This is a genomic window from Streptomyces africanus (assembly GCF_030816955.1).
Classification (GTDB): Bacteria; Actinomycetota; Actinomycetes; order Streptomycetales; family Streptomycetaceae; genus Streptomyces; species Streptomyces africanus.
On record NZ_JAUSYP010000001.1, the window covers coordinates 4659758 to 4684932 of the forward strand.

The following is a 25175-nucleotide window of genomic DNA, read 5'->3' on the forward strand; positions in this document are numbered from 1 at the left end:
AACTCGGGCAGGGGGCGTCGAGAACACCCGGTGGGAACCGCCTACTTCACCGGCTCCGGTTCCGGCGCGTTCTCCGAGTCCGCCGTGCCCGCCGGCGGCTCGCCGTCGTCGTCCTCGTCCTCCGCGGGGACCGGCGTCTTCACCGAGTCCAGCAGGAGCTGAGCGACGTCCACCACCTGGATGGACTCCTTCGCCTTGCCGTCGTTCTTCTTGCCGTTGACGGAGTCCGTGAGCATCACGAGGCAGAACGGGCAGGCCGTGGAGACGATGTCGGGGTTGAGCGACAGCGCCTCGTCGACGCGCTCGTTGTTGATGCGCTTGCCGATGCGCTCCTCCATCCACATCCGCGCACCACCCGCGCCACAGCAGAAGCCGCGCTCCTTGTGGCGGTGCATCTCCTCGTTGCGGATGCCGGGGACGCTGGCGATGATCTCGCGCGGAGGCGTGTAGATCTTGTTGTGGCGTCCCAGGTAGCAGGGGTCGTGGTACGTGATGATGCCCTCGACCGGGGTCACCGGGATGAGCTTGCCCTCGTCCACCAGGTGCTGGAGCAGCTGCGTGTGGTGGATGACCTCGTAGTCGCCGCCGAGCTGCGGATACTCGTTGCCGAGCGTGTTGAGGCAGTGCGGGCAGGTCGCGACGATCTTCTTCGCCGACTTGGGCTTCGCCGACTCGGGCGTCACCTTGCCGTCGTCGTCCATCTCCTCGCCGAACGCCATGTTCAGAGCCATGACGTTCTCCATGCCGAGCTCCTGGAACAGGGGCTCGTTGCCGAGGCGGCGGGCGGAGTCACCGGTGCACTTCTCGTCGCCGCCCATGATGGCGAACTTGACGCCCGCGATGTGGAGCAGCTCCGCGAAGGCCTTCGTGGTCTTCTTGGCGCGGTCCTCCAGGGCGCCGGCGCAGCCGACCCAGTAGAGGTACTCGACCTCGGACAGGTCCTCGATGTCCTTGCCGACGACCGGGACCTCGAAGTCGACCTCCTTGAGCCACTCCAGGCGCTGCTTCTTCGCCAGGCCCCAGGGGTTGCCCTTTTTCTCCAGGTTCTTGAGCATCGTGCCCGCCTCGGACGGGAACGCCGACTCGATCATCACCTGGTAGCGGCGCATGTCGACGATGTGGTCGACGTGCTCGATGTCCACCGGGCACTGCTCGACACAGGCACCGCAGGTGGTGCAGGACCACAGGACGTCCGGGTCGATGACGCCGTTGTCCTCGGCCGTGCCGATCAGCGGGCGCTCGGCCTCCGCGAGGGCGGCGGCGGGCACGCCGGCCAGCTGCTCCTCGGATGCCTTCTCCTCGCCCTCCATCGTCTTGCCGCCGCCGGCCAGCAGGTACGGCGCCTTGGCGTGCGCGTGGTCGCGCAGCGACATGATCAGCAGCTTGGGGGAGAGCGGCTTGCCCGTGTTCCAGGCCGGGCACTGCGACTGGCAGCGGCCGCACTCGGTGCACGTGGAGAAGTCCAGCAGGCCCTTCCAGGAGAACTGCTCGACCTGGGAGACGCCGAAGACGTCGTCCTCGCCCGGGTCGGTGAAGTCGATCGGCTCGCCGCCCGACGTCATGGGCTGGAGCGCGCCCAGAGCCGTGCCGCCCGACGCCTCGCGCTTGAACCAGATGTTCGGGAACGCCAGGAAGCGGTGCCAGGCGACACCCATGTTGGTGTTCAGGCTGACCGTGATCATCCAGATCATGGTCGTGCCCAGCTTGATCATCGCGAAGAAGTAGACGAGGTTCTGCAGCGCCGCCACGCTCAGGCCCTTGAAGGCCAGGACCAGCGGGTACGAGGCGAAGTACGCGGCCTCGTAGTGGTCCACGTGGTGGAGCGCGCCCTCCAGGCCCCGCAGGACGTAGATGGCCAGGCCGATCGTGAGGATGACGTACTCGACGAAGTACGCCTGGCCCATCTTCGAGCCGGCGAAGCGGGACTTGCGGCCCGGCCGCGACGGCAGGTTCAGCAGGCGGATGACCATCAGGGTCGCGATGCCGAGGGTGGTCATCGCCGCGATGAACTCGATGTAGAGCTCGTACGGGAGGAAGCCGCCGAGCACCGGCAGCGTCCAGTCGGCCTGGAACAGCTGGCCGTACGCAGTGATGATCGTCGGCGGCAGCGTCAGGAAGCCGATCGCCACGAACCAGTGGGCGACACCGACGATGCCCCACCGGTTCATGCGCGTGTGGCCGAGGAACTCCTTCACCAGCGTCACGCTGCGCTGGTAGGGATTGTCGGTCCGGGTACCGGCGGGCACGGGCTGGCCCAGCTTGAAGTACCGGACGAACTGGCCGATCGCGCGTGCGAGCAGCGCGACGCCGACCACGGTCAAGACCAGCGACACGATGATCGCGGCGAGTTGCATGGGGGCTCCTCGGGCCTGCGAGGGTTTGTCGGGGGAACCGGTCGTTCTTCAGGGTTCCCCGAGATTACTAAGCGGTAACTTATGCAGTCCGTCTGAGACTACCCCTATCTTCCGCCGCACTGTAGCCGGGTGGGCAGTGATCTGAATCGCTGAGGGTTGCCTCAGGAAACGCCCCGACGCGGCTCGCGATCCCGTCGTGTTATTCGTACCGAATTGTCATAGTGACGCCTAACTTATATCCGTGCTCTACGGGATCGTCGCCGCCGCCACCGCCCTGCTCCTCACCGCCCTGCTCGCGGCCGTCCTGCGGGCCCCCGCCCGACGGCTGCGTCTGTTCGAGCGGCGGCGCCGGCGGGACGTGCCGCTGTGCGGCGGTGTGGCCGTCGCGCTCGGAGCCGGGGCGGTCCTGTGGGGCGGGGAGCGGGCCGGTGCCGTGACGCTCGGGCCCGAGGTCGCGAAGCTGCTCCTGGCCGGCGGCGTGGTCGCCCTGCTCGGCCTCGTCGACGACATCCGGCGGCTGCGGCGACGGGTGCTTCTCGCCGGCACGGCCGTGGCGGCGGCGTGCGTCGTGCCGTACGGCGACACCGGGATCGGGGGCGGCCTGCTCGCCGTCGGGTGGGTCGTGTGCGTGACCTTCGCCTTCCGCGGGCTCGATCACGCCGACGGGCTCGCGGGGTCCGTCGGGGTGGTGACCGCCTTCGGGGTGGCGGCCTGTGCGGCTATGGAGGTGATGGACGGGATCGCGGTGCTGATGAGCGTGCTGGCCGCCGCGCTGACCGGGTTCCTCCTGCACAACTGGTATCCCGCGCGGGCCGCGCTCGGGGCGTGCGGGGCGATGTCCGCCGGGTTCGTCCTGGCCGCGGGGGCCGTGCACACCCGGGCCGGGCTGGGGCTCGGGGAGAGCGCGGGCGTGCTGTTCGCGCTGACCGCCGTGGCGGGTGCCGATGCCGTACTCGTCCTGCTGTCGCGGCGGTTGGGCGGGCGGCCCGTCGTCCGCAGCGGGCCGGACCACCTCGCGCACCGGCTGCGGCGGCTCGGGCTGACCGTGCCGGGGGCGACCGTCCTGCTGGGGGCCGGGGCGTTGTCCGGTGTCCTCATCGGGGTACTCGCGCACGCCGGCCGGATCGGGAGCGACGCCCTGTGGTGGGTGGCGGGAGGGGCTCTCCTGGTCGTGTTCGCTCTTTCGCGTGTCCCTGTGTACGCCGATCGACGCACTGTATCGACGCAGGTCAGAGCGCCATTGCGTGTAAGGAACGGATAAGAGTTGAGCCCGCTCGACTCAGCTCTGTTGACCGGTCGGGAGGCGTCGTGCACACTTGAGTCCGTTCCACTCAAGTCAGCTGGAGGAATCAACCATGGCACGTGCGGTCGGCATCGACCTGGGCACGACTAACTCCGTCGTCAGCGTTCTGGAGGGCGGCGAGCCCACCGTCATCACCAACGCCGAGGGCGCCAGGACCACGCCGTCCGTCGTCGCCTTCGCCAAGAACGGTGAGGTGCTCGTCGGAGAGGTGGCCAAGCGTCAGGCGGTCACCAACGTGGACCGGACCATTCGCTCGGTCAAGCGGCACATGGGCACCGACTGGAAGATCGAGCTGGACGGGAAGCCCTTCAACCCGCAGCAGATCAGCGCCTTCGTGCTCCAGAAGCTGAAGCGGGACGCCGAGTCCTACCTGGGCGAGAAGGTGACCGACGCGGTCATCACCGTCCCGGCGTACTTCAACGACTCCGAGCGCCAGGCCACGAAGGAGGCCGGCGAGATCGCCGGTCTGAACGTGCTGCGCATCGTCAACGAGCCCACCGCGGCCGCTCTGGCGTACGGCCTCGACAAGGACGACCAGACCATCCTGGTCTTCGACCTCGGTGGCGGTACGTTCGACGTCTCGCTGCTGGAGATCGGCGACGGCGTCGTCGAGGTGAAGGCCACCAACGGTGACAACCACCTCGGTGGTGACGACTGGGACCAGCGCATCGTCGACTACCTGGTCCAGCAGTTCCAGTCCGGCCACGGCGTGGACCTGGGCAAGGACAAGATGGCCCTGCAGCGTCTGCGCGAGGCCGCCGAGAAGGCCAAGATCGAGCTGTCCTCGTCCACCGAGACCTCGATCAACCTGCCCTACATCACCGCCTCCGCCGAGGGCCCCCTGCACCTCGACGAGAAGCTCACCCGCGCCCAGTTCCAGCAGCTGACCGCGGACCTCCTGGAGCGCTGCAAGACGCCGTTCCACAACGTCATCAAGGACGCCGGCATCTCCATCAGCGAGATCGACCACGTCGTCCTGGTCGGCGGCTCGACCCGTATGCCCGCCGTCGCCGAGCTCGTCAAGGAGCTGACCGGCGGCAAGGACGCCAACAAGGGCGTCAACCCGGACGAGGTCGTCGCCATCGGCGCCGCCCTGCAGGCCGGTGTCCTCAAGGGCGAGGTCAAGGACGTCCTGCTCCTCGACGTCACCCCGCTGTCCCTCGGTATCGAGACCAAGGGCGGCATCATGACCAAGCTCATCGAGCGCAACACCACGATCCCGACCAAGCGGTCCGAGATCTTCACGACGGCCGAGGACAACCAGCCGTCCGTGCAGATCCAGGTCTACCAGGGCGAGCGCGAGATCGCGGCGTACAACAAGAAGCTCGGGATGTTCGAGCTGACCGGTCTGCCCCCGGCGCCCCGCGGCGTCCCGCAGATCGAGGTCTCCTTCGACATCGACGCCAACGGCATCATGCACGTGACCGCGAAGGACCTGGGCACGGGCAAGGAGCAGAAGATGACCGTCACCGGCGGCTCCTCGCTGCCGAAGGACGAGGTCGACCGCATGCGCCAGGAGGCCGAGCAGTACGCGGAGGAGGACCACAAGCGCCGCGAGGCCGCCGAGTCCCGCAACCAGGGCGAGCAGCTCGTCTACCAGACCGAGAAGTTCCTCAAGGACAACGAGGACAAGGTCCCCGGCGAGATCAAGACCGAGGTCGAGGAAGCCGTCGCCGAGCTGAAGGAGAAGCTCAAGGGCGAGGACACGGCCGAGATCCGCACCGCCACGGAGAAGGTCGCGGCCGTCTCGCAGAAGCTCGGCCAGGCCATGTACGCCGACGCGAACGCCGCGCAGGCCGGCGGCGCCTCCGCCGGAGCCGGTGCGGACGCCGGTGCCGGTGACGCCAAGGCCGACGACGACGTCGTCGACGCCGAGATCGTGGACGACGAGCGGAAGGACGGTGCCGCGTGACGGAGGAGACCCCGGGCTTCGACGAGCAGCAGCCCGACGTCCCTTCCGGCGCCACCTCCGACGACGCCGAGCCGAAGGCCGCCGACTCCCCCTCTCAGGAGGAGGGGGCGGCCCCGGCCGGGGACACGGGCCAGGACGTGGCTCTGGTGGCCCAGCTGGACCAGGCCCGCACGGCGCTCAGCGAGCGCACGGCGGACCTCCAGCGCCTTCAGGCCGAGTTCCAGAACTACCGCCGCCGGGTCGAGCGTGACCGGATCGCGGTCAAGGAGATCGCCATCGCGAACCTCCTGACCGAGCTCCTGCCCGTACTCGACGACATCGGCCGCGCGCGTGAACACGGCGAACTGGTCGGCGGCTTCAAGTCCGTCGCCGAGTCGCTGGAGAGCACGGCGGCCAAGATGGGCCTCCAGCAGTTCGGCAAGGAGGGCGAGCCCTTCGACCCGACGATCCACGAAGCCCTGATGCACAGCTACGCACCGGACGTCACCGAGACGACGTGCGTGGCGATTCTGCAGCCCGGGTACCGGATCGGCGAGCGCACCATCCGCCCCGCGCGGGTGGCCGTGGCCGAGCCCCAGCCGGGGGCGCAGACGGTCAAGGCGGACGAGACCGCCGAAGCCGACGACAAGGAGAGCGGTGGCCCGGAAGAGGGCTGACGTCATAGCGGACGAAGGGAAGGAGGGGCGTCGAGGATGAGCACCAAGGACTTCATCGAGAAGGACTACTACAAGGTCCTCGGCGTCCCCAAGGACGCCACCGAGGCCGAGATCAAGAAGGCGTACCGGAAGCTCGCCCGCGAGTACCACCCGGACGCCAACAAGGGCAATGTCAAGGCGGAGGAGCGCTTCAAGGAGATCTCCGAGGCCAACGACATCCTCGGCGATCCCAAGAAGCGCAAGGAGTACGACGAGGCACGCGCCCTCTTCGGCAACGGCGGCTTCCGTCCGGGGCCCGGCGCGGGCGGCGGCTCCTTCAACTTCGACCTGGGCGACCTCTTCGGAGGCGCCCAGGGCGGCCAGGGAGCCGGCGGTTTCGGCGGTGGACTCGGTGACGTCTTCGGGGGCCTGTTCAACCGTGGCGGCGCGGGCGCGGGGACGCGTCCGCATCCGCGGCGCGGCCAGGACATCGAGTCCGAGGTCACGCTGAGCTTCACCGAGGCGATCGAGGGCGCGACCGTCCCGCTGCGGATGTCCTCGCAGTCGCCCTGCAAGGCCTGCTCGGGCACCGGCGACAAGAACGGCACGCCGCGCGTGTGCCCGACCTGCGTCGGCACCGGGCAGGTCGCCCGGGGCAGCGGCGGCGGTTTCTCCCTCACCGACCCCTGCCCGGACTGCAAGGGCCGCGGCCTGATCGCGGAGAACGCCTGCGAGGTCTGCAAGGGCAGCGGCCGGGCCAAGTCCTCGCGGACCATGCAGGTGCGCATTCCCGCGGGCGTCAGCGACGGCCAGCGGATCCGGCTGCGCGGCAAGGGAGCGCCGGGCGAGCGCGGCGGCCCGGCGGGCGATCTGTACGTGGTCGTGCACGTCGACTCCCACCCGGTGTTCGGCCGCAAGGACGACAACCTCACCGTCACCGTCCCGGTGACCTTCGCCGAGGCGGCCCTCGGCGGGGAGGTCCGGGTGCCGACGCTGGGCGGCCCGCCCGTCACGCTGAAGCTGCCGCCCGGCACGCCGAACGGCCGTACGATGCGAGCCCGGGGCAAGGGCGCGGTCCGCAAGGACGGCACCCGGGGCGACCTCCTGGTCACCGTCGAGGTGAGTGTTCCGACGGACCTGACGGGGAAGGCTCGAGACGCACTCGAGGCGTATCGCGAGGCGACCGCGGGTGAGGATCCGCGGGCGGAGCTGTTCCAGGCCGCGAAGGGAGCATGAGTCAGATGGACGGTCGTCGACGCAACCCGTATGAACTGACCGAGGAGACCCCGGTCTACGTCATCTCGGTGGCGGCCCAGCTGTCCGGCCTGCACCCGCAGACCCTGCGCCAGTACGACCGTCTGGGCCTGGTGTCTCCGGACCGCACCGCCGGCCGGGGCCGCCGCTACTCGGCCCGCGACATCGAACTGCTGCGCACCGTCCAGCAGTTGTCGCAGGACGAGGGCATCAACCTGGCGGGGATCAAGCGCATCATCGAACTGGAGAACCAGGTCGCCGCGCTCCAGGCCAGGGTCGCCGAGCTGGAGGACGCGCTCGACGGCGCGGCGGCGGCCATGCGCCAGCGCGAGGCGGCGGTGCACGCGTCGTACCGCCGCGACCTGGTGCCGTACCAGGAGGTCCAGCAGACCAGCGCGCTGGTGGTGTGGCGGCCGAAACGGCAGCAGCAGTCGGACTGACGCGACTGACGCGCGTACGCCCGCAAAGGGGCCGGGAGGAGACTCCCGGCCCTTTTTGTATGTCTTGGGGTGTTTTTGCTGCGCCTCCTGTGGATGACCGGATGGTGCATGTCACTTGGAGGTGATTCCGCAGAGTCTTCACAACTGCTGCGGAGCGTGGTGTTGTCATCTCGTTAAGTGGTTCCGCTTGACGCTGGGGGCGCACCCGCGTTGGCTTTTCAGTCACATGGGCCACAAAGTGCGCCCACGTCCGAATCACACGCGAAGTGAGCTCCCGAATGCGCCGTCCTATCTCCATATCCGTGGCCGCGGCCGCGATGTCCGTCACGCTCGCCGGCTGCGGCGTGCTCAACGCGACGGGGAGCAGCGACGAGGCGAGCCCGACCAAGGGCAACGACATCACGGTGGGCCTGCTGCTCCCGGAGAAGGCGAACACCCGGTACGAGAACTTCGACTACCCCATCATCAAGAGGAAGGTCGAGTCCCTCACCAACGACCGGGGCCGCGTCGAGTACGCCAACGCCGAGGCGAGCGCGGACACGCAGGCGGCCCAGCTGCAGCAGATGGTCGACGACCGGGTCGACGTGATCCTGCTGGACGCCGTCGACTCGCACGCCATCGCCGCCGGCGTGCAGAAGGCCAAGGACGCCGGCATTCCGGTCATCGCCTACGACCGGCTGGCCGAGGGCCCGATCGACGCGTACATCTCCTTCGACAACGAACTGGTCGGCGAGGTCCAGGGGCGCACCCTGCTGGAGGCGATCGGCGAGAAGGCGAGCCTCTCCGACAAGATCGTGATGATGAACGGTTCGCCGACGGACCCGAACGCCAAGCAGTTCAAGGCCGGTGCGATGTCCGAGCTGAACGGCAAGGTGACGATCGCGCAGTCCTTCGACACCAAGGACTGGAAGCCGGAGAACGCCGAGGCCAACATGGCCGAGGCGATCGAGAAGATCGGCAAGGACGACATCGCCGCCGTGTACTCCGCCAACGACGGCATGGCGGGCGGCATCGTCAAGGCGCTGGAGACCGCGGGCGTCACCGACCTGCCGCCGATCACCGGCCAGGACGCGGAGCTCCCGGCGGTGCAGCGGATCATCGCCGGTGACCAGTACATGAGCGTGTACAAGTCGTACCCGCAGGAGGCCGAGAACGCCGCGGAGATGGCCGTGGCCAGGGTCCAGGGCCGCGACATCCAGTTCGCCGCCCTCACCCGCGACAAGGTCGACAGCCCCACCCACAAGGGCATCCCCGCCCAGCTCGTGCCCGTGGTCGCCCTCACCAAGGAGAACATCAAGGACACGGTGGTGGCGGACGACATCTACAAGCTGTCGGACATCTGCACGGCGAAGTACAAGGCGGCTTGCCAGGCGATCGGCCTGAGGTAGCCCGATCCGTCTGCCGTCTGCCGTCTGCCGTCTGCCGTCTGCCGTCTGCCGTCCGCCGGTGCGGGGAGCCGTGTTGCGGAGCAGGCCCCGTCCGCGCATAGTTGCGCTGCGGAACGACGGCGACACCGGGGGTGGGATCGGCGATGGCCGGGCACGGGGCGGAGGAGCATCCACACGGTGCCGACCGACTGTGCGAGGCCGGGGATCGCGTGTATTCCCGGGCCGTACGACGGGGCCGCGTGCCGCGCCGGGACGCGGATCCGGTGCCCTGTCTGCTGGAACTCGCCCTGCTGCACCCCGACCCCGACGACATGGACTGGCTGGTGCCGACCCCCCCGCAGGAGGTCATGACCCGGCTGCTGCGCGGCATGTACGACGAGGTCAGCGCGAGCCAGCGGCGGGTGGGTTCGGCCGTGGCGGCGTTCGAGCGGTACGCCGGGCTGGGGCGGCAGGTGCAGCCGGCCCCGTCGGCGGCCGAGGGCCCGGCGATCCGGGTCCTGGACGGCCTCGCCCGGATCCAGACCGCGATGGACGAGGCGACCCAGGCGTGCACGACCGAGGTGCTCACGGTGCAGCCGGGCGGCATCCGGCGCGAGGCGGAACTCTCCGAGGGGCTGCACCGGGCGCTGGCGCTGCGCGGCCGGGGCGTGCGGATGCGGGACCTGTACACGCATGTCGCCCGGCACGGGCAGGGTCTGATGACCTATCTGGAGCTGATGGGCGACGCGGTGGAGGCGCGCACGCTGGACGAGGTGATCGACCGGCTGATCCTCTTCGACCGGACGGTGGCCTTCATCCCCGCCAACACCGACCGCACGATGGCCCTGGAGCTACGGCACCCGGCGATCGTCGAGTACCTGGTCACGGTGTTCGAACGACTCTGGCGCCTCGCCATCCCGCTGACCGCGCCGCTGCCCGACACCGGCATCGAGGGCATCTCCCACCGGGAGCAGTCGATCGCGGCCCTGCTGGCGGAAGGGCACCAGGACGCGGTGATCGCTGAGCGGCTGGGGATCAGCGTCCGGACGTGCCGGGCGCACATCGCCCGGCTGTCGGAGACGCTGGGGGCGGCCAGCCGTACGCAGTTGGGGGTGCGGATCGCCCAGGCGGGCCTGGACGGCCGGCCCCGCTCGGCGGCACCCCTCAGCATCCCTGGTCAAGAATCCCCGAGCGTGCGATGAGAAACCCGAGCTGCGCCCGGCTCTGACTGCCCAGCGTCGCGGCGAGCTTGGCGATGTGGACCCGGGCGGTACGGATGTTCATGCCGAGGCGGTCGGCTATGACGGCGTCGGTGTGGCCCTCGACCAGGAGGGTGGCTATGGCGCGTTGGCGGGGGGTGACGCCGTCGCTGGAGGGTTGGGCGACGGCTTCGGGGAACACCGGGGTGGCGAGGCGCCAGAACCGGTCGAAGGTGGTGGACAGGTATCCGACGATGGCCGGGTGGCGTATGTCCAGAGCGAGGTCGCCGTTGTCGTCGGCGGGGAGGAAGGCGACGGCCCGGTCGACGATGATGAGCCGGTCGGTGAGCTCGTCCAGCGCACGCGCCTCGATGTCACCCCTCAGCCGTTCGTGGTGCGCGACGGTCAAGGGGGAGTGGCGGAGGGTGTGCTGGTAGAGGGTGCGGATGCGACCGCCGCGGTCCAGCAGAGCCTGGTCGCGGTCCGTGGCGACGGCGTAGGCCGCCTCGACCCGTTCCCTGGTGATCTTGGGGCGGGGCTGGATGGTGAGCAGTTCCCGGGAGGCGTCCGCCATGGCCTCGGTGATGGCCTCGTTGATCCGCTCCTTTCCGCTGAGGAGCGTCAGCGTCGGGGTGGCGGCCGCAGCCGCGCGATGCCCTTCGACGGCCATGAGCGGCTCGAATGTCTCGGCCAGCCGCTCCTCCCGTCGTCGTTCGCGCGCGATCCGTTCCCTGGAGGACCGCAACAGCCGGTGGAGGGCGACGGCCGGCGCCACCGGCTCAAGTCGGTGAAGGTCGTCGACGGCGGGGTGCAGCAGGCCGAAGTCCATCAGACAGGGCGCGGCATCGGCCGCTTCCGCGGGCACGTGCCCTTCGCGCAGGGCTCGTTCGTACAGATCCGTCCCGGCAGGGCACAGTTCTTCCGCGTCGTGCAGTAAGTGTTGCGCCGACGTCACTCGGAACGTCCTCCTCTTCAGTGGTCCTGCTTCAGGATCCCCGACTGCGCTATGAGGTACCCGAGTTGGGCTCGGCTGCCGCTCCCCAGGGCCGACGCCAGCTTGGCTATGTGAGCACGGCAGGTACGGACGTTCATGCCGAGGCGGCGGGCGATGGCCTCGTCCACGTGGCCCTCCACCAGGAGCTTGGCTATGGAGTGCTGGATCTCGGTGATGCCGTCGGAAGCCGCTTCGTAGGGCGCGCCGGTGCTCATCGGAACCGCGCGGTCCCACAGGTACTCGAAAACCTTGATCAGGTAACGGACGAGCCCGGGGTGGCGCAGCTCCAGGGCCACTTGCTGGTCGTCACGTGCGGGGATGAAGGCGACTGTCTCGTCGCAGATGATCAAGCGCTCGACCAGTTCGTCGATGGTGCGGTACTCGACCTTTCCGTCGGAGAGCCGGGCGACGTACGACAGCTTCTCCGGGTTGTACCGAGCGGTGTGCTGGTAGAGGCTGCGGACCTTGACACCGCGGTCGATCAAGGGCTTGTCCCGTTCGAGACTTCGCAGGAGGCTCCGCTCGGAGACCCGGTCACTGGGCTGCACTGTCAGAAGTTCCGTCTGACACTGGGCGGTGGCCAGATTGAGCGCCGCGTTGATGCGCTCACCGCCCTCCAATACGGTGATGGAATCGCTGGTTGCCGTCGCCTGCATGCCCATCGCCATGAACGGCTCGAAGGTGTCCGCGAGTTGCACGGACAGGCGCCTGCGTTCGGTGATCTCCCGCTCGAGGGGATGCAGATGCTGTGCCAGCGCGACCGCCGGCGGCACGGGGCGTAGCCAGGTCGGGTCGTCCGGATCGGGGTGCAACAGAGCGAGTTCGACGAGGCAGGGAGCGGACTCCGCGTCAGCGCGCGCCACACGTCCAGCGCGCAGAGCCGTGGTATAGAGACGACTTCCCGCCTCGCAGAGCTCAGCGATTGGGTGGGTATGCGCACCCTTAGCCCGATTAGCGCTCAAATCTCCACCCCCCAGGGTCCTGAACATGCAGGAACATGATGCACCGATTGTGTGGCCATGACGTGCCCGAATGAGCCATCGTCGTATTCGACGGGGGAAAAGGGGACCTTCAAGTGAGGACGAAGCCGACTATGCGTAACAAAATGCTTCGCTCGGTGCTTGTCGCCACCTTCTCCGCCGTCGTGGCCCTCGGTGTGCTGAGTGGCCACTCCGATGAGAAGGACGGAGTCCGGGCGAACACGCAGTGGCCGGCGGCAGTCGCGGACGTTGCAACTACTGACAACACCCAGTGGCCGAACCCTGGGGTCGACGGAGCCGGGAGCTGACGTGACCACTCCACCCGACGACCGCTCCTTCCGCCGCGAAATGGCCACCGCCTACCGCTCCGGCTGGCACTTCATCGACCTGGTCACCGCCATCCCCCACAGCGGTGACTCGTTGATGGTGACCGTGTTCGGCGAGCCGGTGGTCGTCACGCGGGACGAGGACGAGGACGTACGGGCTTACCGGTGTCTGCGGCGGCCTCGGGGGGCGCCGCAGCCCGTGCGGTGTGCCGTACGGTACGGAATGATCTTTGTGAACCTGGACCAGAGGGACCATGAGCAGGTGGAAGCCGACTCTCCCGTCCCGAGGACCATCTCTGCCACCCCCCGCAGTGCCTGACGCGATTCCCCCGTCGTAACAGATCGCTCAGGTGCTTCCCCCCGCAGCGGCGTCACCGTGACCTGAACACGGTGACGCCGCTGCAGTTTCTGGGGACATTTCCGGGTATCGCCCCGGTCACGCCGTGGCCGGATCCAATCGATCACCGGTGTGGATTTTCACTCCGCTCACCCACGCCCCATCGCTCGCGTCAGTTCGATCTCGATCACCACGCGGGCGGGGTTGGGTGAGGGTGTTCGTCCGTAGCGTTCCGCGTAACGGCGCTCCGCCTCCGCCACCCGCTCCGGCTCCGTGCGGACGAAGGCCCGGCCCTCGAGCGTCGCCCAGCGCCGGCCCTCCATCTGGCAGACCGCGACCGCCGCTCCCCGCTCCCCGGCGGCCAGGACGTGCCGCGCCTTGGCGCTCGCCTTGTTCGTGATCACCCGAGCGAGCCGGGCCTCCGGATCGTATGTGACCCCGACGGGTACCACGTGCGGAGTGCCGTCCGGCCGGGGAGTCGTCAGGGTGCACACGTGCCGCTCCCGCCAGAAGGCGAGATACGGCGGGTCCGGGGCACCCGGATCGACGGAGTACTTGGTCGCCATGCCCCGGAACTTAACCCCTGTCTCCTCCCCGAACCGGCCTTGAGTGGACTAGACTCAACTTTGTGCAAGTCGTTCGGGTCAGTGCAAGGAGGAGAACGCGAACGTGGACGCCGAGCTGACCAACCGGAGCCGGGACGCCATCAACGCGGCCAGCAACCGTGCCGTGACCGAGGGCCACCCCGACCTCACCCCAGCCCACCTGCTTCTCGCGCTGCTCCAGGGGCAGGACAACGAGAACATCACCGATCTGCTCGCCGCGGTCGACGCCGACCAGGCGGCCGTACGCGCCGGAGCCGAGCGCGTGCTCGCCGGGCTGCCCAGCGTGACCGGGTCCACCGTGGCGCCGCCCCAGCCCAACCGCGAGATGCTCGCCGTCGTCGCCGACGCGCAGGCCCGCGCCAAGGACCTCGGGGACGAGTACCTCTCCACGGAGCACCTCCTCCTCGGCATCGCCGCGAAGGGCGGCGCGGCCGGCGAGGTGCTGTCGCAGCAGGGCGCCGACGCCAGGAAGCTGCAGGACGCCTTCCAGAAGACGCGGGGCGCCCGGCGTGTGACCACGGCCGATCCCGAGGGGCAGTACAAGGCCCTGGAGAAGTTCGGGACGGACTTCACGGCCGCCGCGCGGGAAGGCAAGCTCGATCCCGTCATCGGGCGGGACCAGGAGATCCGGCGCGTGGTGCAGGTGCTGTCCCGGCGGACCAAGAACAACCCCGTGCTCATCGGCGAGCCCGGCGTCGGCAAGACCGCCGTCGTCGAGGGGCTCGCCCAGCGGATCGTCAAGGGGGACGTGCCGGAGTCCCTCAAGGACAAGCGGCTCGTCGCGCTCGATCTGGGCGCCATGGTCGCCGGGGCCAAGTACCGGGGTGAGTTCGAGGAGCGGCTGAAGACCGTCCTCGCCGAGATCAAGGACTCCGACGGGCAGATCATCACCTTCATCGACGAGCTGCACACCGTCGTGGGCGCCGGTGCCGGCGGTGACTCCGCCATGGACGCGGGCAACATGCTCAAGCCCATGCTCGCCCGCGGTGAGCTGCGCATGGTGGGTGCCACGACCCTCGACGAGTACCGCGAGCGGATCGAGAAGGACGCCGCCCTGGAGCGGCGCTTCCAGCAGGTGCTGGTCGCCGAGCCGAGCGTCGAGGACTCCATCGCGATCCTGCGCGGCCTCAAGGGCCGCTACGAGGCTCACCACAAGGTGCAGATCGCCGACAGCGCGCTGGTCGCCGCCGCCGCCCTCTCCGACCGGTACATCACCTCCCGCTTCCTGCCCGACAAGGCCATCGACCTCGTCGACGAGGCGGCCTCGCGGCTGCGGATGGAGATCGACTCATCCCCCGTCGAGATCGACGAACTCCAGCGCGCCGTCGACCGGCTGAAGATGGAGGAGCTCGCGATCGGCAAGGAGACCGACGCGGCCTCCCGCGAGCGCCTGGAGAAGCTGCGCCGCGACCTCGCCGACAAGGAGGAGGAGCTGCGCGGCCTGACCGCCCGCTGGGAGAAGGAGAAGCAGTCCCTCAACCGCGTCGGCGAGCTGAAGGAACGCCTCGACGAACTGCGCGGCCAGGCCGAGCGCGCCCAGCGCGACGGTGACTTCGACACCGCCTCCAAGCTGCTCTACGGCGAGATCCCCGCCCTGGAGAAGGAGCTGGAGGCCGCCTCCGAGGCCGAGGAGGCGTTGACATCTTCCGCCTCCGGCGGGGGCGCCAAGGACACCATGGTCAAGGAGGAGGTCGGCGCCGACGACATCGCCGACGTCGTCGCCTCCTGGACCGGCATCCCCGCCGGGCGCCTGCTGGAGGGCGAGACGCAGAAGCTGCTCCGTATGGAGGACGAGCTGGGCAAGCGGCTCATCGGCCAGACCGAGGCCGTGCGGGCGGTGTCCGACGCCGTGCGGCGCTCGCGGGCCGGGATCTCCGACCCCGACCGCCCCACCGGCTCCTTCCTCTTCCTCGGCCCGACCGGCGTCGGCAAGACCGAGCTGGCCAAGGCCCTCGCAGACTTCCTCTTCGACGACGAGCGGGCGATGGTCCGCATCGACATGTCGGAGTACAGCGAGAAGCACAGCGTGGCCCGGCTGGTCGGCGCCCCCGCCCGGATACGTCGGCTACGAGGAGGGCGGCCAGCTCACGGAGGCGGTGCGCCGCCGTCCGTACTCCGTCGTCCTGCTGGACGAGGTGGAGAAGGCCCATCCCGAGGTCTTCGACATCCTGCTCCAGGTGCTCGACGACGGGCGTCTCACGGACGGCCAGGGCCGCACGGTCGACTTCCGCAACACCATCCTCGTGCTGACGTCGAACCTGGGCAGCCAGTTCCTGGTCGATCCGCTCACCAGCGAGGCGGAGAAGAAGGAGCAGGTCCTCGAGGTGGTGCGGACCTCCTTCAAGCCGGAGTTCCTCAACCGCCTGGACGACCTGGTCGTCTTCGCCGCCCTGACCAAGCCCGAACTCGAGCGCATCGCGAAGCTCCAGATCGAGCGCCTGGCCAAGCGGCTCGCCGAGCGGCGCCTCACCCTGGACATCACGCCCGAGGCCCTGGCCTGGCTCGCGGAGGAGGGCATGGACCCGGCGTACGGCGCCCGCCCGCTGCGCCGCCTCGTCCAGTCCGCCATCGGCGACCGGCTCGCCAAGGAGATCCTGTCCGGCGAGATCAAGGACGGTGACACGGTCCGCGTCGACCGCTTCGGCGACGAGCTCCTGGTGGGACCGGCGGCCGGCAAGACCCTCTGACCGGACGCTCAGGCACCCTGGCGACGGCCCGCCCCGCACTCCGGGGCGGGCCGTCGCATGCCGCGGAGCGCAGGGCGGGCCGTCGCATGCCGCCTCCGAGTCGTGCCGTCGCATGCCGCGCTCCCGGGGACCGGCCGGGCGAGCCGCATACGCGATATTCGGCCAACTCGGGGCCTCATCCACACACTCCGCGCCCTTCCGCTTCACGGCATCTTCACGATGTCCGGCATGAGTCGAACGGCCTTTCGGGTCCAGTCGTCGATTCCGTTCATGGAGCGGTTCTCGGCCACGCCCCCGCGCCCCTCTGTCGCCGTGTTGCCCCTGTGCCTAAAGTGACCGGGCTGCCCCGTGAAGCGGACCTGACCAGTCCGGCCTGGGGCGCTGACCATTCACGGGGGGATTCAGCCATGCACGTCATCCTGCGCGCCTTCACGCCGCCACCTGTCCGTTGACGGGGAGAGAGCACCTCGCGGCCCGCGCCGGTACAGCGGCGGCTCCCGCACCCTTTCCCGTTTCGGCGAGAACGCGTTTCCGGTCCACCGGCTGACATTTCCGTCCGCACAGGTGACCAGCCCCCGGCCGGAGCCCTGCCCGGCCCTCACGTGCACCCACTTCAGCCCAGAAGGAATGCCCATGCGCAAGATCCTGACCGCAGCCGGTCTCACCACCTCCGCCGTCGCGCTCGGCGTGATGCTGGCCGGCCCGGCGGCCGCCTGGACGGCCTCGACCCAATTCGACGTCGTCTTCCCCGGCCAGAAGCCGCAGACGACCTACTACGTGGAGAACACCGGCGCGAACACGACGTCGAACGGCAACATGACCGGGAAGTCGGTCGTCTACTGGCAGCTCGGCGTCGACCAGGTGATCGACGGCTCCAAGCGGTTCACCAGCTTCAAGATCACGACCCGGATCGAGGAGCGCCTCACCAAGACCGGCGAGGACAACGTCGTCACCAAGAAGACGTGCGACCTGACCGCGATGGTCAACGACCACTACGCCTGGTCCTCCGACTCCCCGGAGAACACCTGCGTCGCCCCGTCCACCACCTACGACGGTGAGCTGTGGTGGTCGTCGGACGCAACCATCGTCTACGACATCGAGGGGGACGCCAAGGGCGCCATCACCCAGGAGCTCCCGGGCACCGCGCTGGTCCACGGCTGACCGACGGAACCCGTCACCCGAAACGACACCGCCCCGGAGATACAGACGTGATACGCAGATCGCTCACGGCCGCCCTCGTCGCCGCGGCCTCGGCCACCGTGCTCGTGCTCACCAGCGGCACGGCGGTGCACGCGGAAGAGCCCACCGCCGAGCCGTCGATCAGCGCCGAGCCGTCGGCGACCGCCACCCCGGCGGACGAAGCACCGGCCAACCCCGTGATCGCCGAGTACAACGGCCGGGAGATCAACCTCGCCGAGTCGTGGGAGGGCGCCGAGAGCTGCACCGAACTGCCCAGCGGTGAGGTGCACTGCTACGACTCGGACGCCGAGGCGGTGGCCGACCCCGAGCTGCCCGCCGAGATCCGCGAGCAGACCCGGAAGGCCGCCGCCGCCGCTCCCGCGGGGGCCCGCGCGGCCGCCGCGCCGCCCGACCGGTGCGTCGCCGACTACTGGTGCCTGTACATGGACTCCGGCTACAAGGGCAGGCTCCTGCGGCTGTACTCCGACGGGAAGAAGGACCTCAAGGAGTGGGGCTGCCGGGACAAGCTCAGCTCCGTCTACTACTGGGTCGGCCGCTACTCGATCAACTACGGCGACGCTAAGATCACCGACCTGCGCTCATGGCCCGTCGAGGACCGGGTCCGGCGGCTGGACCCGCCGGGCGGCTATTCCAACTTCCGCAATCTCGACTACCCGGGCGGCGGGAACTGGAACGACAAGGTCGACATCTTCGAGGTCCGGCGCGCCTGACAGGTGCGGGAAGGCTCGGGGGAGGTACCCGGTACTCCCCCGACCGGCCGGATCCTGTCAGCCGAGGGCTGACGGGGCCCGTCCGGGGTTGCCACCCCCCTCCCCGCATGGGGGAGGATGGCGGGATCCGTACGAAGGGAAAATCACGGTGACCATCGACCCGTCCTCGATTCCGAACTTCGGGGGCCAGCCCGAGCCGCAGCCGCAAGGACCGGCGGGCCCCGTAGTCCCGGATCAGGACCTCGTGAAGCAGCTCCTCGACCAGATGGAGCTCAAGTACGTCGTCGACGACGAGGGAGACCTCGCGGCGCCGTGGGAGCAGTTCCGCACCTACTTCATGTTCCGGGGTGAGGGAGACCAGCAGGTCTTCTCCGTGCGGACGTTCTACGACCGGCCTCACGAGATCGAGGCCAAGCCGCAGATCCTGGAGTCCATCGACGACTGGAACCGCCGCACCCTGTGGCCCAAGGTCTACAGCCACACCCACGACGACGGCACGGTCCGCCTCATCGGCGAGGCCCAGATGCTGATCGGCATGGGCGTGAGCCTGGAGCACTTCGTTTCCTCGACGGTCAGCTGGGTGCGGGCCGCGATCGAGTTCGACAAGTGGCTCATCGAGCAGCTCGGTCTCGAGGAGGAGATCAACGAGGCGGACAAGCCCGAGGACGAGGAGTAGGCCCGGCAGGCCTCCGCCCCAGCGGCGCGTCGGCGCGTACGAGCAGGTACGTGCTGTACGCGCCGTATGCCTTTTCGGGGGCCTGTGCCGGCAGGCCCGGTGACACGGCGCTGTCCGCCGTATCCTGACCACACACGGGAAGGAGCCGTCCATGAGCGTCGACGCGATCGTGCACACCGAGTTCCCCAAGGGGTACACGGTCCTGTTCGGGGCCGACGGAAAGGTGATCATGACCCCGCAAAGCTTCGAGCACTCCAGCACGATCAAGTCGATGCAGTACGACACGATCGTGTCGCTCGGACGCCACGCGAAGACCGCCTCCGACGTCTACATCGACTTCCCAGCCGACGAGAACTCCGCCCCCGATCTGGCGATCTTTCGCGAGGACGCCCGCCGGGTGGGCACGCGCTACAGCTTCGAGGACGCCCTGCTGATCTCCGAGGTCGTCTCGACCTCCTCCGCCCGCAAGGACTACGACGACTGCACCGCGAAGTACGGCCGTTACGGCATCCCGATCTACCTGGTCGTGGACCCGTACGCCCAGGAAGTCGTCCTGCACACCCAGCCGACCGCCACGGGTTACATCGCGGCCCACACCCACAAGTACGGCACGGGCAAGCTCCCCATCCCCCTGGCCGACGGCCGCACCTTCACCCTCGACCTCGACGAGCTCCCGCGCCCGGAGCCCGAGGCGGACGCTCGCTGAATCAAATCTCAAGACGCAGCTCCGCCCATACCGTCTTGCCCACCGGGCCGCGAGGCGCCGACCCCCAGCGCACGGCCAGGACGTCCACCAGGAGCAGCCCCCGGCCGGACTCACCCTCGGGAGACGACGAGGGCGCGGCCGTAGGCAGTCGCCTCGCGGAGGCGGCGTCCGCGACCTCGACACGCAGCAGCCCCGCAGCCCGGTCGAGGGCGAGCCGGAGGCCGAAGTCGCGGCCGGGAACCCGACCGTGCTGTACGGCGTTCGCCGCGAGCTCACCGACGACGAGGGCGACCGCGCAGGACACGTCCGACGCCGGCGGGTAGCCCCGTTCCTCCATCCACCGGACGGCGTGCCGCCGGGCGAGCTGCGCACCACGCGGGGAGGAGGGGTACTGCAGGGTGAGCGAGTGGAGTTCATACTCGCCTCCGGGGGCGGCGATTTCTGTCAGCACGGCCCGTTCGTCCTTTTCCGTCGGGTCGAGGCGCTCCGTGGCGCACACGAGTCATCACGTTCCGTGCTCAAGAGTCGGCCGATCGTCCTACGCTCGACAGGGGGCGAAGCCTTACTTTTGAGGCCGTAAGGAACGGAAGTGATGCCTTGGCCAACGGAATTGACCCCAGCACGTCGATGGCGGCGCTGTTCGGTGCGCGGGTGCGCAGGCTCCGTATCGCGGCAGGGCTGACCCAGACTCAGCTGGGTGACCTGACGCATGTGGTGAGCACGCGGATCACGCAGATCGAGCGGGCGTCCGGGGCGAAGCCGACGCTGGCGCTGGCGCGTGCGCTGGACGTGGTCCTCGGCGCGGACGACCTGCTGGTGGAGCTGTGGCCGTACGTGTACCGGGAGGCGTTTCCGGACTGGTCGCGGAGGTTCATGGAGTACTCGGAGCGGGCGGTGGCCGTCCGCGAGTACGCGGCTCATGTGGTGCCAGGCTTGTTACAGACGAAGGCCTACGCGCGGGCGGTGCTGAGCGTCGGTCGAACGCTCGGCAGCAAAGAGCAGTTGGAAGAGCGGGTCGCCCTTCGCATGGGACGACAGGAGCGTCTCGGCACGCCCGATCGGCCCGAGCTGTGGGTGGTCCTCGACGAGGCGGTGCTCAGGCGTCCGGTCGGCGGCCGGGCGGTGATGCGTGAGCAGTTGGCGCGGCTGCTCGGGGCCACGGAGGAACCTCACATCACCGTGCAGGTACTGCCGTTCGACCAGGGCGAGCACGAGGTCATGGGCGGCTCGCTCACGGTGCTCACCATGCCGGACGGCTCGGAGGTCGCCTACACGGAGGGCGCGCACTACGGCCAACTCATCGAGGATCCGGACGACGTCAGGTACTTCGCGCTGACCTACGATCGGCTGCGGGCGGCAGCTCTGCCCCCGCTCATGTCACTCGACGTGATCCGATCCGTGATGGAGGACAACCACCGTGGAGCGAACGTCCCGTCCCGATCTGAACGGCGCCGCCTGGCGCAAGAGCAGCTACAGCAATCAGGAGGGCGGCAACTGCGTGGAGGTGGCCGACGTGTTCCAGGCCATCGTCCCCGTCCGTGACAGCAAGGTCCCGGCCGGTCCGGCGCTGTGCTTCCAAGCCGCCTCCTGGGACGCCTTCATAGGCGAGTTGAAGGCCGAGCACCACCGTCCCTGAGGCGGCCGGGCCCCGGCCGCCGTCCGCCTTCAGGGCTCACCGGGCCCTTGTCCGCGAGGGTCCGGTCGGCCGCTGACCTCCTCAAAGAACCGGGGGAAAGAACTACCCGCCCACCCACCCTCCCCGCGCCAGAGGGCGGGCGTCACCCGTGCGAGTGACCGGCTTGCAGGCGCGGGACACGGACCGTTACGTTCGCCGCGACAACCGCAAACAGATACGGCCCCCGGCCGGGACGGCAATCCCGATCGAGGGCCTGACCGATCAGGAAGAGTGCACTTCCCGATGGCTGACCCGCAGTCTAACGCGCGCCTGCGCGCCGACGCCGGAGCTCCGACCTCCGGCGTGATCCACGTACGCACCCGGCTGACGGCCGACTTCACGGTGATCTCCAACGCGCTCGCCCAGCGACGCGGCAGCGCGGTCACGGTCGGTGTCGCGGCGTACATCGCCTCTCTGCCCGACGGCTCCTCGGTGACCATCACCGCTCTGTGCGAGCACTTCAGCGAGGGCGAGATCCTCGTCTCGCGAGCGCTCAGGGAGCTGGAAGCAGCCGGATACCTGGAGCGCCGTCGCGAACGGACGCCCACCGGGCAGGTGCGGACCAGGACGTACTTCTACGACGTACCCCGCGGCGAAGGCCCTGACGACCCGCCGGAGCCGCCCCGCCCCCGGCTCGCTGTCCGGGAGGCGGCGCCCGCTGACCGTCCTCAAGAGAGCGAGAGCCCGGCACCCACACTCGGCGACGCCGACCCGGAGGCGGTCGCCGTACTGGCCGCCCTGCGCCGGGTCGACCCTCGTCTCGTCCTGTCAGCCCAGGAGGCCGCCCGACTGGCGCCGGCCGTCGCGGAGTGGCTGGCGGCCGGTGTCGGACCACGGGAGATCACGGAGTTGCTGACCGTACGGCTCCCCGACCGTTTCCGTGCCCGACCGGCAAGCGTCCTCGCCTTCCGGCTCCGCGAGACACCGCTGCCGGCGCCTCCTCCGATCCCACTGCCCCCGAGCGTCGAGCGCCCGGCCGTACTGCCCTTCCAGACCTGTGACGGCTGCGAGCGTGCCTTCCGTGCCCCGGTACCCGGGCACTGCAGGAGCTGCCGGGACCGCTTGGGCGAGGAACGCCTGCGCGCGGCCGGCTGAGCCGGTGCCGCCTGAGTTCAGGGGCTGAGGTCCAAGGTGCGCACCGGCTGCTCCTTCCACGTGTGCGGCCTGGTGGTCGCGATCACCGCGCCGTCCGGTCGGTCGGGACTGGGCTGGGCGGCATAGAGGGTGTGGGCATCGGCCCATGTGGTCGCACGGGCCACCGACAGGGCGGCCGGCAGATCCAGATCGAGAATTGCGATGCCGGGCAGGGCGGCGATGTGCTCCGCAGTGCCCGGCCGGGCGCGGTCGGCCTCGACCAGGGCGCACACGGTGACGTACAGGAACCAGCCCGGTTCAGTGTGAGCGCGATGGATCAGCCGGGAGACCAGGACGCTACCCCTCCCGGCGGCCACCATCGCGCTGTCGTCGAGGAACACATGCACATCACGGGTCACGTAACACCCGCTTCGGCCATACGGCGGTCCAGTTCGGTGTCCAGTTCGGCCTGCTCGTCCGTGTTCGGGTCATATCCGTTCCACTCCCGCAGAACGGCCCGTGCCTTCTCCGCCCGCTCGGCCCGCTCGGCTGGAGTGAGCAGGGTCTCGGCCAGCCGGGCGAGGTAGGCGCGCAGGGACAGCCCTTCCTCAGCCGCTATCTCGGCAAGCCGATCGCGGGCATCGGCGGGGATACGGATGTTGGCGTCCGACATGACGCGGGCTCCCTTTTCGCTCACCATCGCAGATCAGATGCGGGTACGTACCCGTACTCGCATCATGACTCTAGCAACTCGGAGTGTCTCGCCCGGCCGAGGCCACCCGGGGCGTCTGGAGCGCCGTCCTGAGGCGCTTCACGGCCTCCTCCAGTACGCCCGTCCGCTTGCAGAACGCGAACCGTACGAACGGCGCGCCCTCCTCGCGGTGGTCGTAGAAGACCGCGTTGGGGATGGCGACGACACCGGCGCGTTCCGGCAGGCCGCGGCAGAAGGCGAAGCCGTCCGTCTCGCCGAGGGGGCGGATGTCGGTCGTGACGAAGTAGGTGCCGGAGGGGCGGAAGACCCGGAAACCGGCCTCCTCCAGGCCCGCCGCCAGCAGGTTCCGCTTGGCCAGCATGTCGTCCCGGAAGGCCGTGAAGTACGACTCGGGCAGCGCCAGGGCCTCGGCGACCGCGTACTGGAACGGGCCCGCCGAGACGTACGTCAGGTACTGCTTCGCCGAGCGCACCGCCGTGACCAGCTCCGGGGCGGCCGTCACCCAGCCGACCTTCCAGCCGGTGAACGAGAACGTCTTGCCGGCCGACCCGATGGTGACCGTACGCTCGCGCATCCCCGGGAACGTCGCCAGCGGCACGTGCTCGGCGTCGTCGAAGACCAGGTGCTCGTACACCTCGTCCGTCACGACGAGCAGGTCCCGCTCCACCGCGAGCTCGGCGATCGCGGCCAGCTCCGCGCGGGTGAGGACCGTGCCGGTCGGGTTGTGCGGGGTGTTGATCAGCAGCAGACGGGTGCGGTCGGTGACGGCGTCGCGCAGTTCGTCGAGGTCCAGGCGGAAGCGGCCGTCGTCCGGGCGGAGCGTGACCGGCACCCGGCGCCCGCCGGCCATCGCGATGCACGCCGCGTACGAGTCGTAGTACGGCTCGAAGGCGATCACCTCGTCGCCGGGCTCCACCAGGGCCAGCAGCGAAGCGGCGATGGCCTCGGTGGCCCCGGCGGTGACCAGGACCTCCGTGTCGGGGTCAAAGGACAGGCCGTAGCGCCGCTGCTGGTGGGCTGCGATCGCGGTGCGAAGCTCGGGGACGCCGGGGCCCGGCGGGTACTGGTTGCCGAGTCCGTCCCGCAGCGCCCGTACGGCGGCCTCCCTGACCTCCTCGGGGCCGTCGGTGTCGGGGAAGCCCTGCCCGAGGTTGATGGCGCCGGTGCTCAGGGCCAGGGCGGACATCTCGGCGAAGATCGTCGTCCCGAACTCGGCGAGCCGACGGTTGAGGAGGGGGCGCGCGCTGGGGGTCATGCGGGTCATCCTCCGCCGAAGCTCTGGAGTTCCTCAACTCTGCTTTGGCCCGAGAGTGGGGAGGGCATCACCGTCTCACGCAAGAGCGAGGCGCCCACGGGGGGCCGCTTCGGGGGAAACGGAAGGAGGGTGACGCCATGGTTGTCGGCATCATCCTGGCGGTGGTCGGAGTCGTCCTGGTCGGGGCGCTGGTGTCCAAGGCACGCGGTGGTGGTTCAGGACAGAGGACGCGTCGCGGGGTCGCGTCCTCCGGCAGCAGCGGCAGCGGCAGCTGGTGGGCCGGGGGCGGAGACTCCGGCTCGTCCGGCGGACACCACGGGGGCCACTCCTGCGGCGGCGGCTCGTCCTGCGGAGGCGGGTCGTCCTGCGGCGGCGGCGGCGGTGGAGGAGGCGGCTGCGGCGGCGGAGGCAGCTGACGCACGTCGGCCGTGCTCCCGACGGGGGAAGCCGCAACCACGAACGCGGGGTCCGCACCTGGGGCGGGCCCCGCGTTCGTGTGTGGGCTGGTGTCCGGTGTTCCCCGTCCGACGTACGAGTCGAACTTCTGTCTTGTGACTCGGAGTGCGTTCTGGCAACTTCGCATGCCTGTAGGACAACTGTGGCCGTGGAGCGTCGGACCGAGGTGTGACTGCGGCAACTGCGCCCGTCAAGCGGGCACTTCGGGGGCCCGCCCGAAGCCCGGGTACCCGTCCGGTCCCGCTCCAGGCGTGAGCCATGGCGCACCGGCGCACGCCTCCCCGGTGCCGGCGCACGCCGTGTTTGAACAGTTGAGCT

General features: G+C 69.5%; 24 protein-coding genes and 1 pseudogene. 17 read left to right on the forward strand and 8 right to left on the reverse strand.

Annotated elements, in window-relative coordinates:
• Positions 1–41: 41 nt before the first annotated feature.
• The gene (locus QF034_RS21710) at positions 42–2354 is read right to left on the reverse strand and encodes a (Fe-S)-binding protein (RefSeq protein WP_307176529.1); all 2313 of its coding nucleotides are present in this window, start codon (positions 2352–2354) and stop codon (positions 42–44) included.
• A 241-nt stretch (positions 2355–2595) separates the two neighbouring features.
• On the opposite strand from QF034_RS21710, the gene QF034_RS21715 reads away from it, so the two are divergent.
• From QF034_RS21715 to QF034_RS21745, 7 genes are all read left to right on the forward strand, one after another.
• The gene (locus QF034_RS21715) at positions 2596–3615 is read left to right on the forward strand and encodes an MraY family glycosyltransferase (RefSeq protein WP_307176530.1); all 1020 of its coding nucleotides are present in this window, start codon (positions 2596–2598) and stop codon (positions 3613–3615) included.
• Between the two features lie 94 nt (positions 3616–3709).
• Entirely contained in the window at positions 3710–5569 is a 1860-nt protein-coding gene (gene dnaK / locus QF034_RS21720; RefSeq protein WP_307176531.1) for a molecular chaperone DnaK, read from the forward strand.
• Positions 5566–6225 (forward strand): nucleotide exchange factor GrpE, encoded by a 660-nt coding sequence (gene grpE / locus QF034_RS21725; RefSeq protein WP_307176532.1) that lies wholly within the window; start codon positions 5566–5568, stop codon positions 6223–6225. The genes dnaK and grpE overlap by 4 nt, the downstream gene beginning before the upstream one ends.
• 36 nt (positions 6226–6261) lie before the next feature.
• Positions 6262–7440: a molecular chaperone DnaJ gene (gene dnaJ / locus QF034_RS21730; protein WP_307176533.1), complete on the forward strand. Its 1179-nt coding sequence runs from the start codon at positions 6262–6264 to the stop codon at positions 7438–7440.
• 5 nt (positions 7441–7445) lie between these two features.
• Complete coding sequence (locus tag QF034_RS21735) at positions 7446–7898, forward strand: heat shock protein transcriptional repressor HspR (protein ID WP_031142455.1); 453 nt, start codon at positions 7446–7448, stop codon at positions 7896–7898.
• A 266-nt stretch (positions 7899–8164) separates the two neighbouring features.
• A complete protein-coding gene (locus tag QF034_RS21740) occupies positions 8165–9286 on the forward strand; it encodes a sugar ABC transporter substrate-binding protein (RefSeq protein ID WP_370880827.1) in 1122 nt (373 codons plus the stop codon).
• A gap of 143 nt (positions 9287–9429) precedes the next feature.
• Positions 9430–10467, forward strand: a complete 1038-nt coding sequence (locus QF034_RS21745) for a helix-turn-helix transcriptional regulator (RefSeq protein WP_307176535.1) — start codon at positions 9430–9432, stop codon at positions 10465–10467.
• On the opposite strand, the gene QF034_RS21750 is transcribed toward QF034_RS21745, so the two are convergent.
• On the reverse strand, positions 10430–11419 hold the full coding sequence (locus QF034_RS21750) for a helix-turn-helix transcriptional regulator (protein ID WP_307176536.1): 990 nt from the start codon (positions 11417–11419) through the stop codon (positions 10430–10432). The two genes, QF034_RS21745 and QF034_RS21750, sit on opposite strands and share 38 nt — an antisense overlap.
• A gap of 17 nt (positions 11420–11436) precedes the next feature.
• A complete protein-coding gene (locus tag QF034_RS21755; RefSeq protein WP_307176537.1) occupies positions 11437–12447 on the reverse strand; it encodes a helix-turn-helix domain-containing protein in 1011 nt (336 codons plus the stop codon).
• A 300-nt stretch (positions 12448–12747) separates the two neighbouring features.
• Here QF034_RS21755 and QF034_RS21760 point away from each other — a divergent pair, with 300 nt between their 5' ends.
• Positions 12748–13083: a Rieske (2Fe-2S) protein gene (locus QF034_RS21760; protein ID WP_020269590.1), complete on the forward strand. Its 336-nt coding sequence runs from the start codon at positions 12748–12750 to the stop codon at positions 13081–13083.
• Positions 13084–13250: 167 nt separating this feature from the next.
• On the opposite strand, the gene QF034_RS21765 is transcribed toward QF034_RS21760, so the two are convergent.
• Positions 13251–13667, reverse strand: a complete 417-nt coding sequence (locus tag QF034_RS21765; RefSeq protein ID WP_307176538.1) for a pyridoxamine 5'-phosphate oxidase family protein — start codon at positions 13665–13667, stop codon at positions 13251–13253.
• A 103-nt stretch (positions 13668–13770) separates the two neighbouring features.
• On the opposite strand from QF034_RS21765, the pseudogene clpB reads away from it, so the two are divergent.
• From clpB to QF034_RS21790, 5 genes and pseudogenes are all read left to right on the forward strand, one after another.
• Positions 13771–16393: pseudogene (gene clpB / locus QF034_RS21770) on the forward strand (ATP-dependent chaperone ClpB).
• 633 nt (positions 16394–17026) lie between these two features.
• The gene (locus tag QF034_RS21775) at positions 17027–17554 is read left to right on the forward strand and encodes a hypothetical protein (protein WP_307176539.1); all 528 of its coding nucleotides are present in this window, start codon (positions 17027–17029) and stop codon (positions 17552–17554) included.
• A 47-nt stretch (positions 17555–17601) separates the two neighbouring features.
• Complete coding sequence (locus QF034_RS21780) at positions 17602–18303, forward strand: peptidase inhibitor family I36 protein (RefSeq protein WP_307176540.1); 702 nt, start codon at positions 17602–17604, stop codon at positions 18301–18303.
• A 148-nt stretch (positions 18304–18451) separates the two neighbouring features.
• Positions 18452–18979 carry a YbjN domain-containing protein gene (locus tag QF034_RS21785; RefSeq protein WP_306965155.1) on the forward strand — a complete coding sequence of 176 codons (528 nt, stop codon included), beginning with the start codon at positions 18452–18454 and terminating at the stop codon, positions 18977–18979.
• Between the two features lie 151 nt (positions 18980–19130).
• Entirely contained in the window at positions 19131–19685 is a 555-nt protein-coding gene (locus QF034_RS21790; protein ID WP_307176541.1) for a Uma2 family endonuclease, read from the forward strand.
• A 1-nt stretch (position 19686) separates the two neighbouring features.
• Here QF034_RS21790 and QF034_RS21795 read toward each other — a convergent pair whose 3' ends face one another.
• The gene (locus tag QF034_RS21795; protein ID WP_370880958.1) at positions 19687–20133 is read right to left on the reverse strand and encodes an ATP-binding protein; all 447 of its coding nucleotides are present in this window, start codon (positions 20131–20133) and stop codon (positions 19687–19689) included.
• A gap of 179 nt (positions 20134–20312) precedes the next feature.
• Between QF034_RS21795 and QF034_RS21800 the strand changes: the two genes are divergently transcribed.
• From QF034_RS21800 to QF034_RS21810, 3 genes are all read left to right on the forward strand, one after another.
• Positions 20313–21227 (forward strand): helix-turn-helix domain-containing protein, encoded by a 915-nt coding sequence (locus QF034_RS21800; protein WP_307176542.1) that lies wholly within the window; start codon positions 20313–20315, stop codon positions 21225–21227.
• Positions 21190–21321, forward strand: a complete 132-nt coding sequence (locus QF034_RS21805) for a DUF397 domain-containing protein (protein WP_307179945.1) — start codon at positions 21190–21192, stop codon at positions 21319–21321. The genes QF034_RS21800 and QF034_RS21805 overlap by 38 nt, the downstream gene beginning before the upstream one ends.
• A gap of 282 nt (positions 21322–21603) precedes the next feature.
• The gene (locus QF034_RS21810; RefSeq protein WP_307176543.1) at positions 21604–22455 is read left to right on the forward strand and encodes a hypothetical protein; all 852 of its coding nucleotides are present in this window, start codon (positions 21604–21606) and stop codon (positions 22453–22455) included.
• Between the two features lie 17 nt (positions 22456–22472).
• On the opposite strand, the gene QF034_RS21815 is transcribed toward QF034_RS21810, so the two are convergent.
• The 3 genes from QF034_RS21815 to QF034_RS21825 all read right to left on the reverse strand — a co-directional run bounded on the left by QF034_RS21815 (position 22473) and on the right by QF034_RS21825 (position 24410).
• Entirely contained in the window at positions 22473–22814 is a 342-nt protein-coding gene (locus tag QF034_RS21815) for a PIN domain-containing protein (RefSeq protein WP_370880959.1), read from the reverse strand.
• A 35-nt stretch (positions 22815–22849) separates the two neighbouring features.
• Positions 22850–23107, reverse strand: a complete 258-nt coding sequence (locus QF034_RS21820; RefSeq protein WP_307176545.1) for a hypothetical protein — start codon at positions 23105–23107, stop codon at positions 22850–22852.
• A 70-nt stretch (positions 23108–23177) separates the two neighbouring features.
• On the reverse strand, positions 23178–24410 hold the full coding sequence (locus tag QF034_RS21825; protein ID WP_307176546.1) for a pyridoxal phosphate-dependent aminotransferase: 1233 nt from the start codon (positions 24408–24410) through the stop codon (positions 23178–23180).
• 128 nt (positions 24411–24538) lie between these two features.
• Here QF034_RS21825 and QF034_RS21830 point away from each other — a divergent pair, with 128 nt between their 5' ends.
• Positions 24539–24817 carry a hypothetical protein gene (locus tag QF034_RS21830; RefSeq protein WP_307176547.1) on the forward strand — a complete coding sequence of 93 codons (279 nt, stop codon included), beginning with the start codon at positions 24539–24541 and terminating at the stop codon, positions 24815–24817.
• The last annotated feature ends 358 nt before the right edge of the window (positions 24818–25175 follow it).

What these genes read in the sequence shown, in the direction of transcription:
- QF034_RS21710 (WP_307176529.1), bottom strand. Translation starts at nt 2,354, where the DNA reads ATGCAACTCGCCGCGATCATCGTGTCGCTGGTCTTGACCGTGGTCGGC.
- dnaK (WP_307176531.1), top strand. Translation starts at nt 3,710, where the DNA reads ATGGCACGTGCGGTCGGCATCGACCTGGGCACGACTAACTCCGTCGTC.
- dnaJ (WP_307176533.1), top strand. Translation starts at nt 6,262, where the DNA reads ATGAGCACCAAGGACTTCATCGAGAAGGACTACTACAAGGTCCTCGGC.
- QF034_RS21735 (WP_031142455.1), top strand. Translation starts at nt 7,446, where the DNA reads ATGGACGGTCGTCGACGCAACCCGTATGAACTGACCGAGGAGACCCCG.
- QF034_RS21745 (WP_307176535.1), top strand. Translation starts at nt 9,430, where the DNA reads ATGGCCGGGCACGGGGCGGAGGAGCATCCACACGGTGCCGACCGACTG.
- QF034_RS21755 (WP_307176537.1), bottom strand. Translation starts at nt 12,447, where the DNA reads ATGTTCAGGACCCTGGGGGGTGGAGATTTGAGCGCTAATCGGGCTAAG.
- QF034_RS21765 (WP_307176538.1), bottom strand. Translation starts at nt 13,667, where the DNA reads ATGGCGACCAAGTACTCCGTCGATCCGGGTGCCCCGGACCCGCCGTAT.
- QF034_RS21775 (WP_307176539.1), top strand. Translation starts at nt 17,027, where the DNA reads ATGCGCAAGATCCTGACCGCAGCCGGTCTCACCACCTCCGCCGTCGCG.
- QF034_RS21790 (WP_307176541.1), top strand. Translation starts at nt 19,131, where the DNA reads ATGAGCGTCGACGCGATCGTGCACACCGAGTTCCCCAAGGGGTACACG.
- QF034_RS21800 (WP_307176542.1), top strand. Translation starts at nt 20,313, where the DNA reads ATGGCGGCGCTGTTCGGTGCGCGGGTGCGCAGGCTCCGTATCGCGGCA.
- QF034_RS21810 (WP_307176543.1), top strand. Translation starts at nt 21,604, where the DNA reads ATGGCTGACCCGCAGTCTAACGCGCGCCTGCGCGCCGACGCCGGAGCT.
- QF034_RS21815 (WP_370880959.1), bottom strand. Translation starts at nt 22,814, where the DNA reads ATGGTGGCCGCCGGGAGGGGTAGCGTCCTGGTCTCCCGGCTGATCCAT.
- QF034_RS21820 (WP_307176545.1), bottom strand. Translation starts at nt 23,107, where the DNA reads ATGTCGGACGCCAACATCCGTATCCCCGCCGATGCCCGCGATCGGCTT.
- QF034_RS21825 (WP_307176546.1), bottom strand. Translation starts at nt 24,410, where the DNA reads ATGACCCGCATGACCCCCAGCGCGCGCCCCCTCCTCAACCGTCGGCTC.
- QF034_RS21830 (WP_307176547.1), top strand. Translation starts at nt 24,539, where the DNA reads ATGGTTGTCGGCATCATCCTGGCGGTGGTCGGAGTCGTCCTGGTCGGG.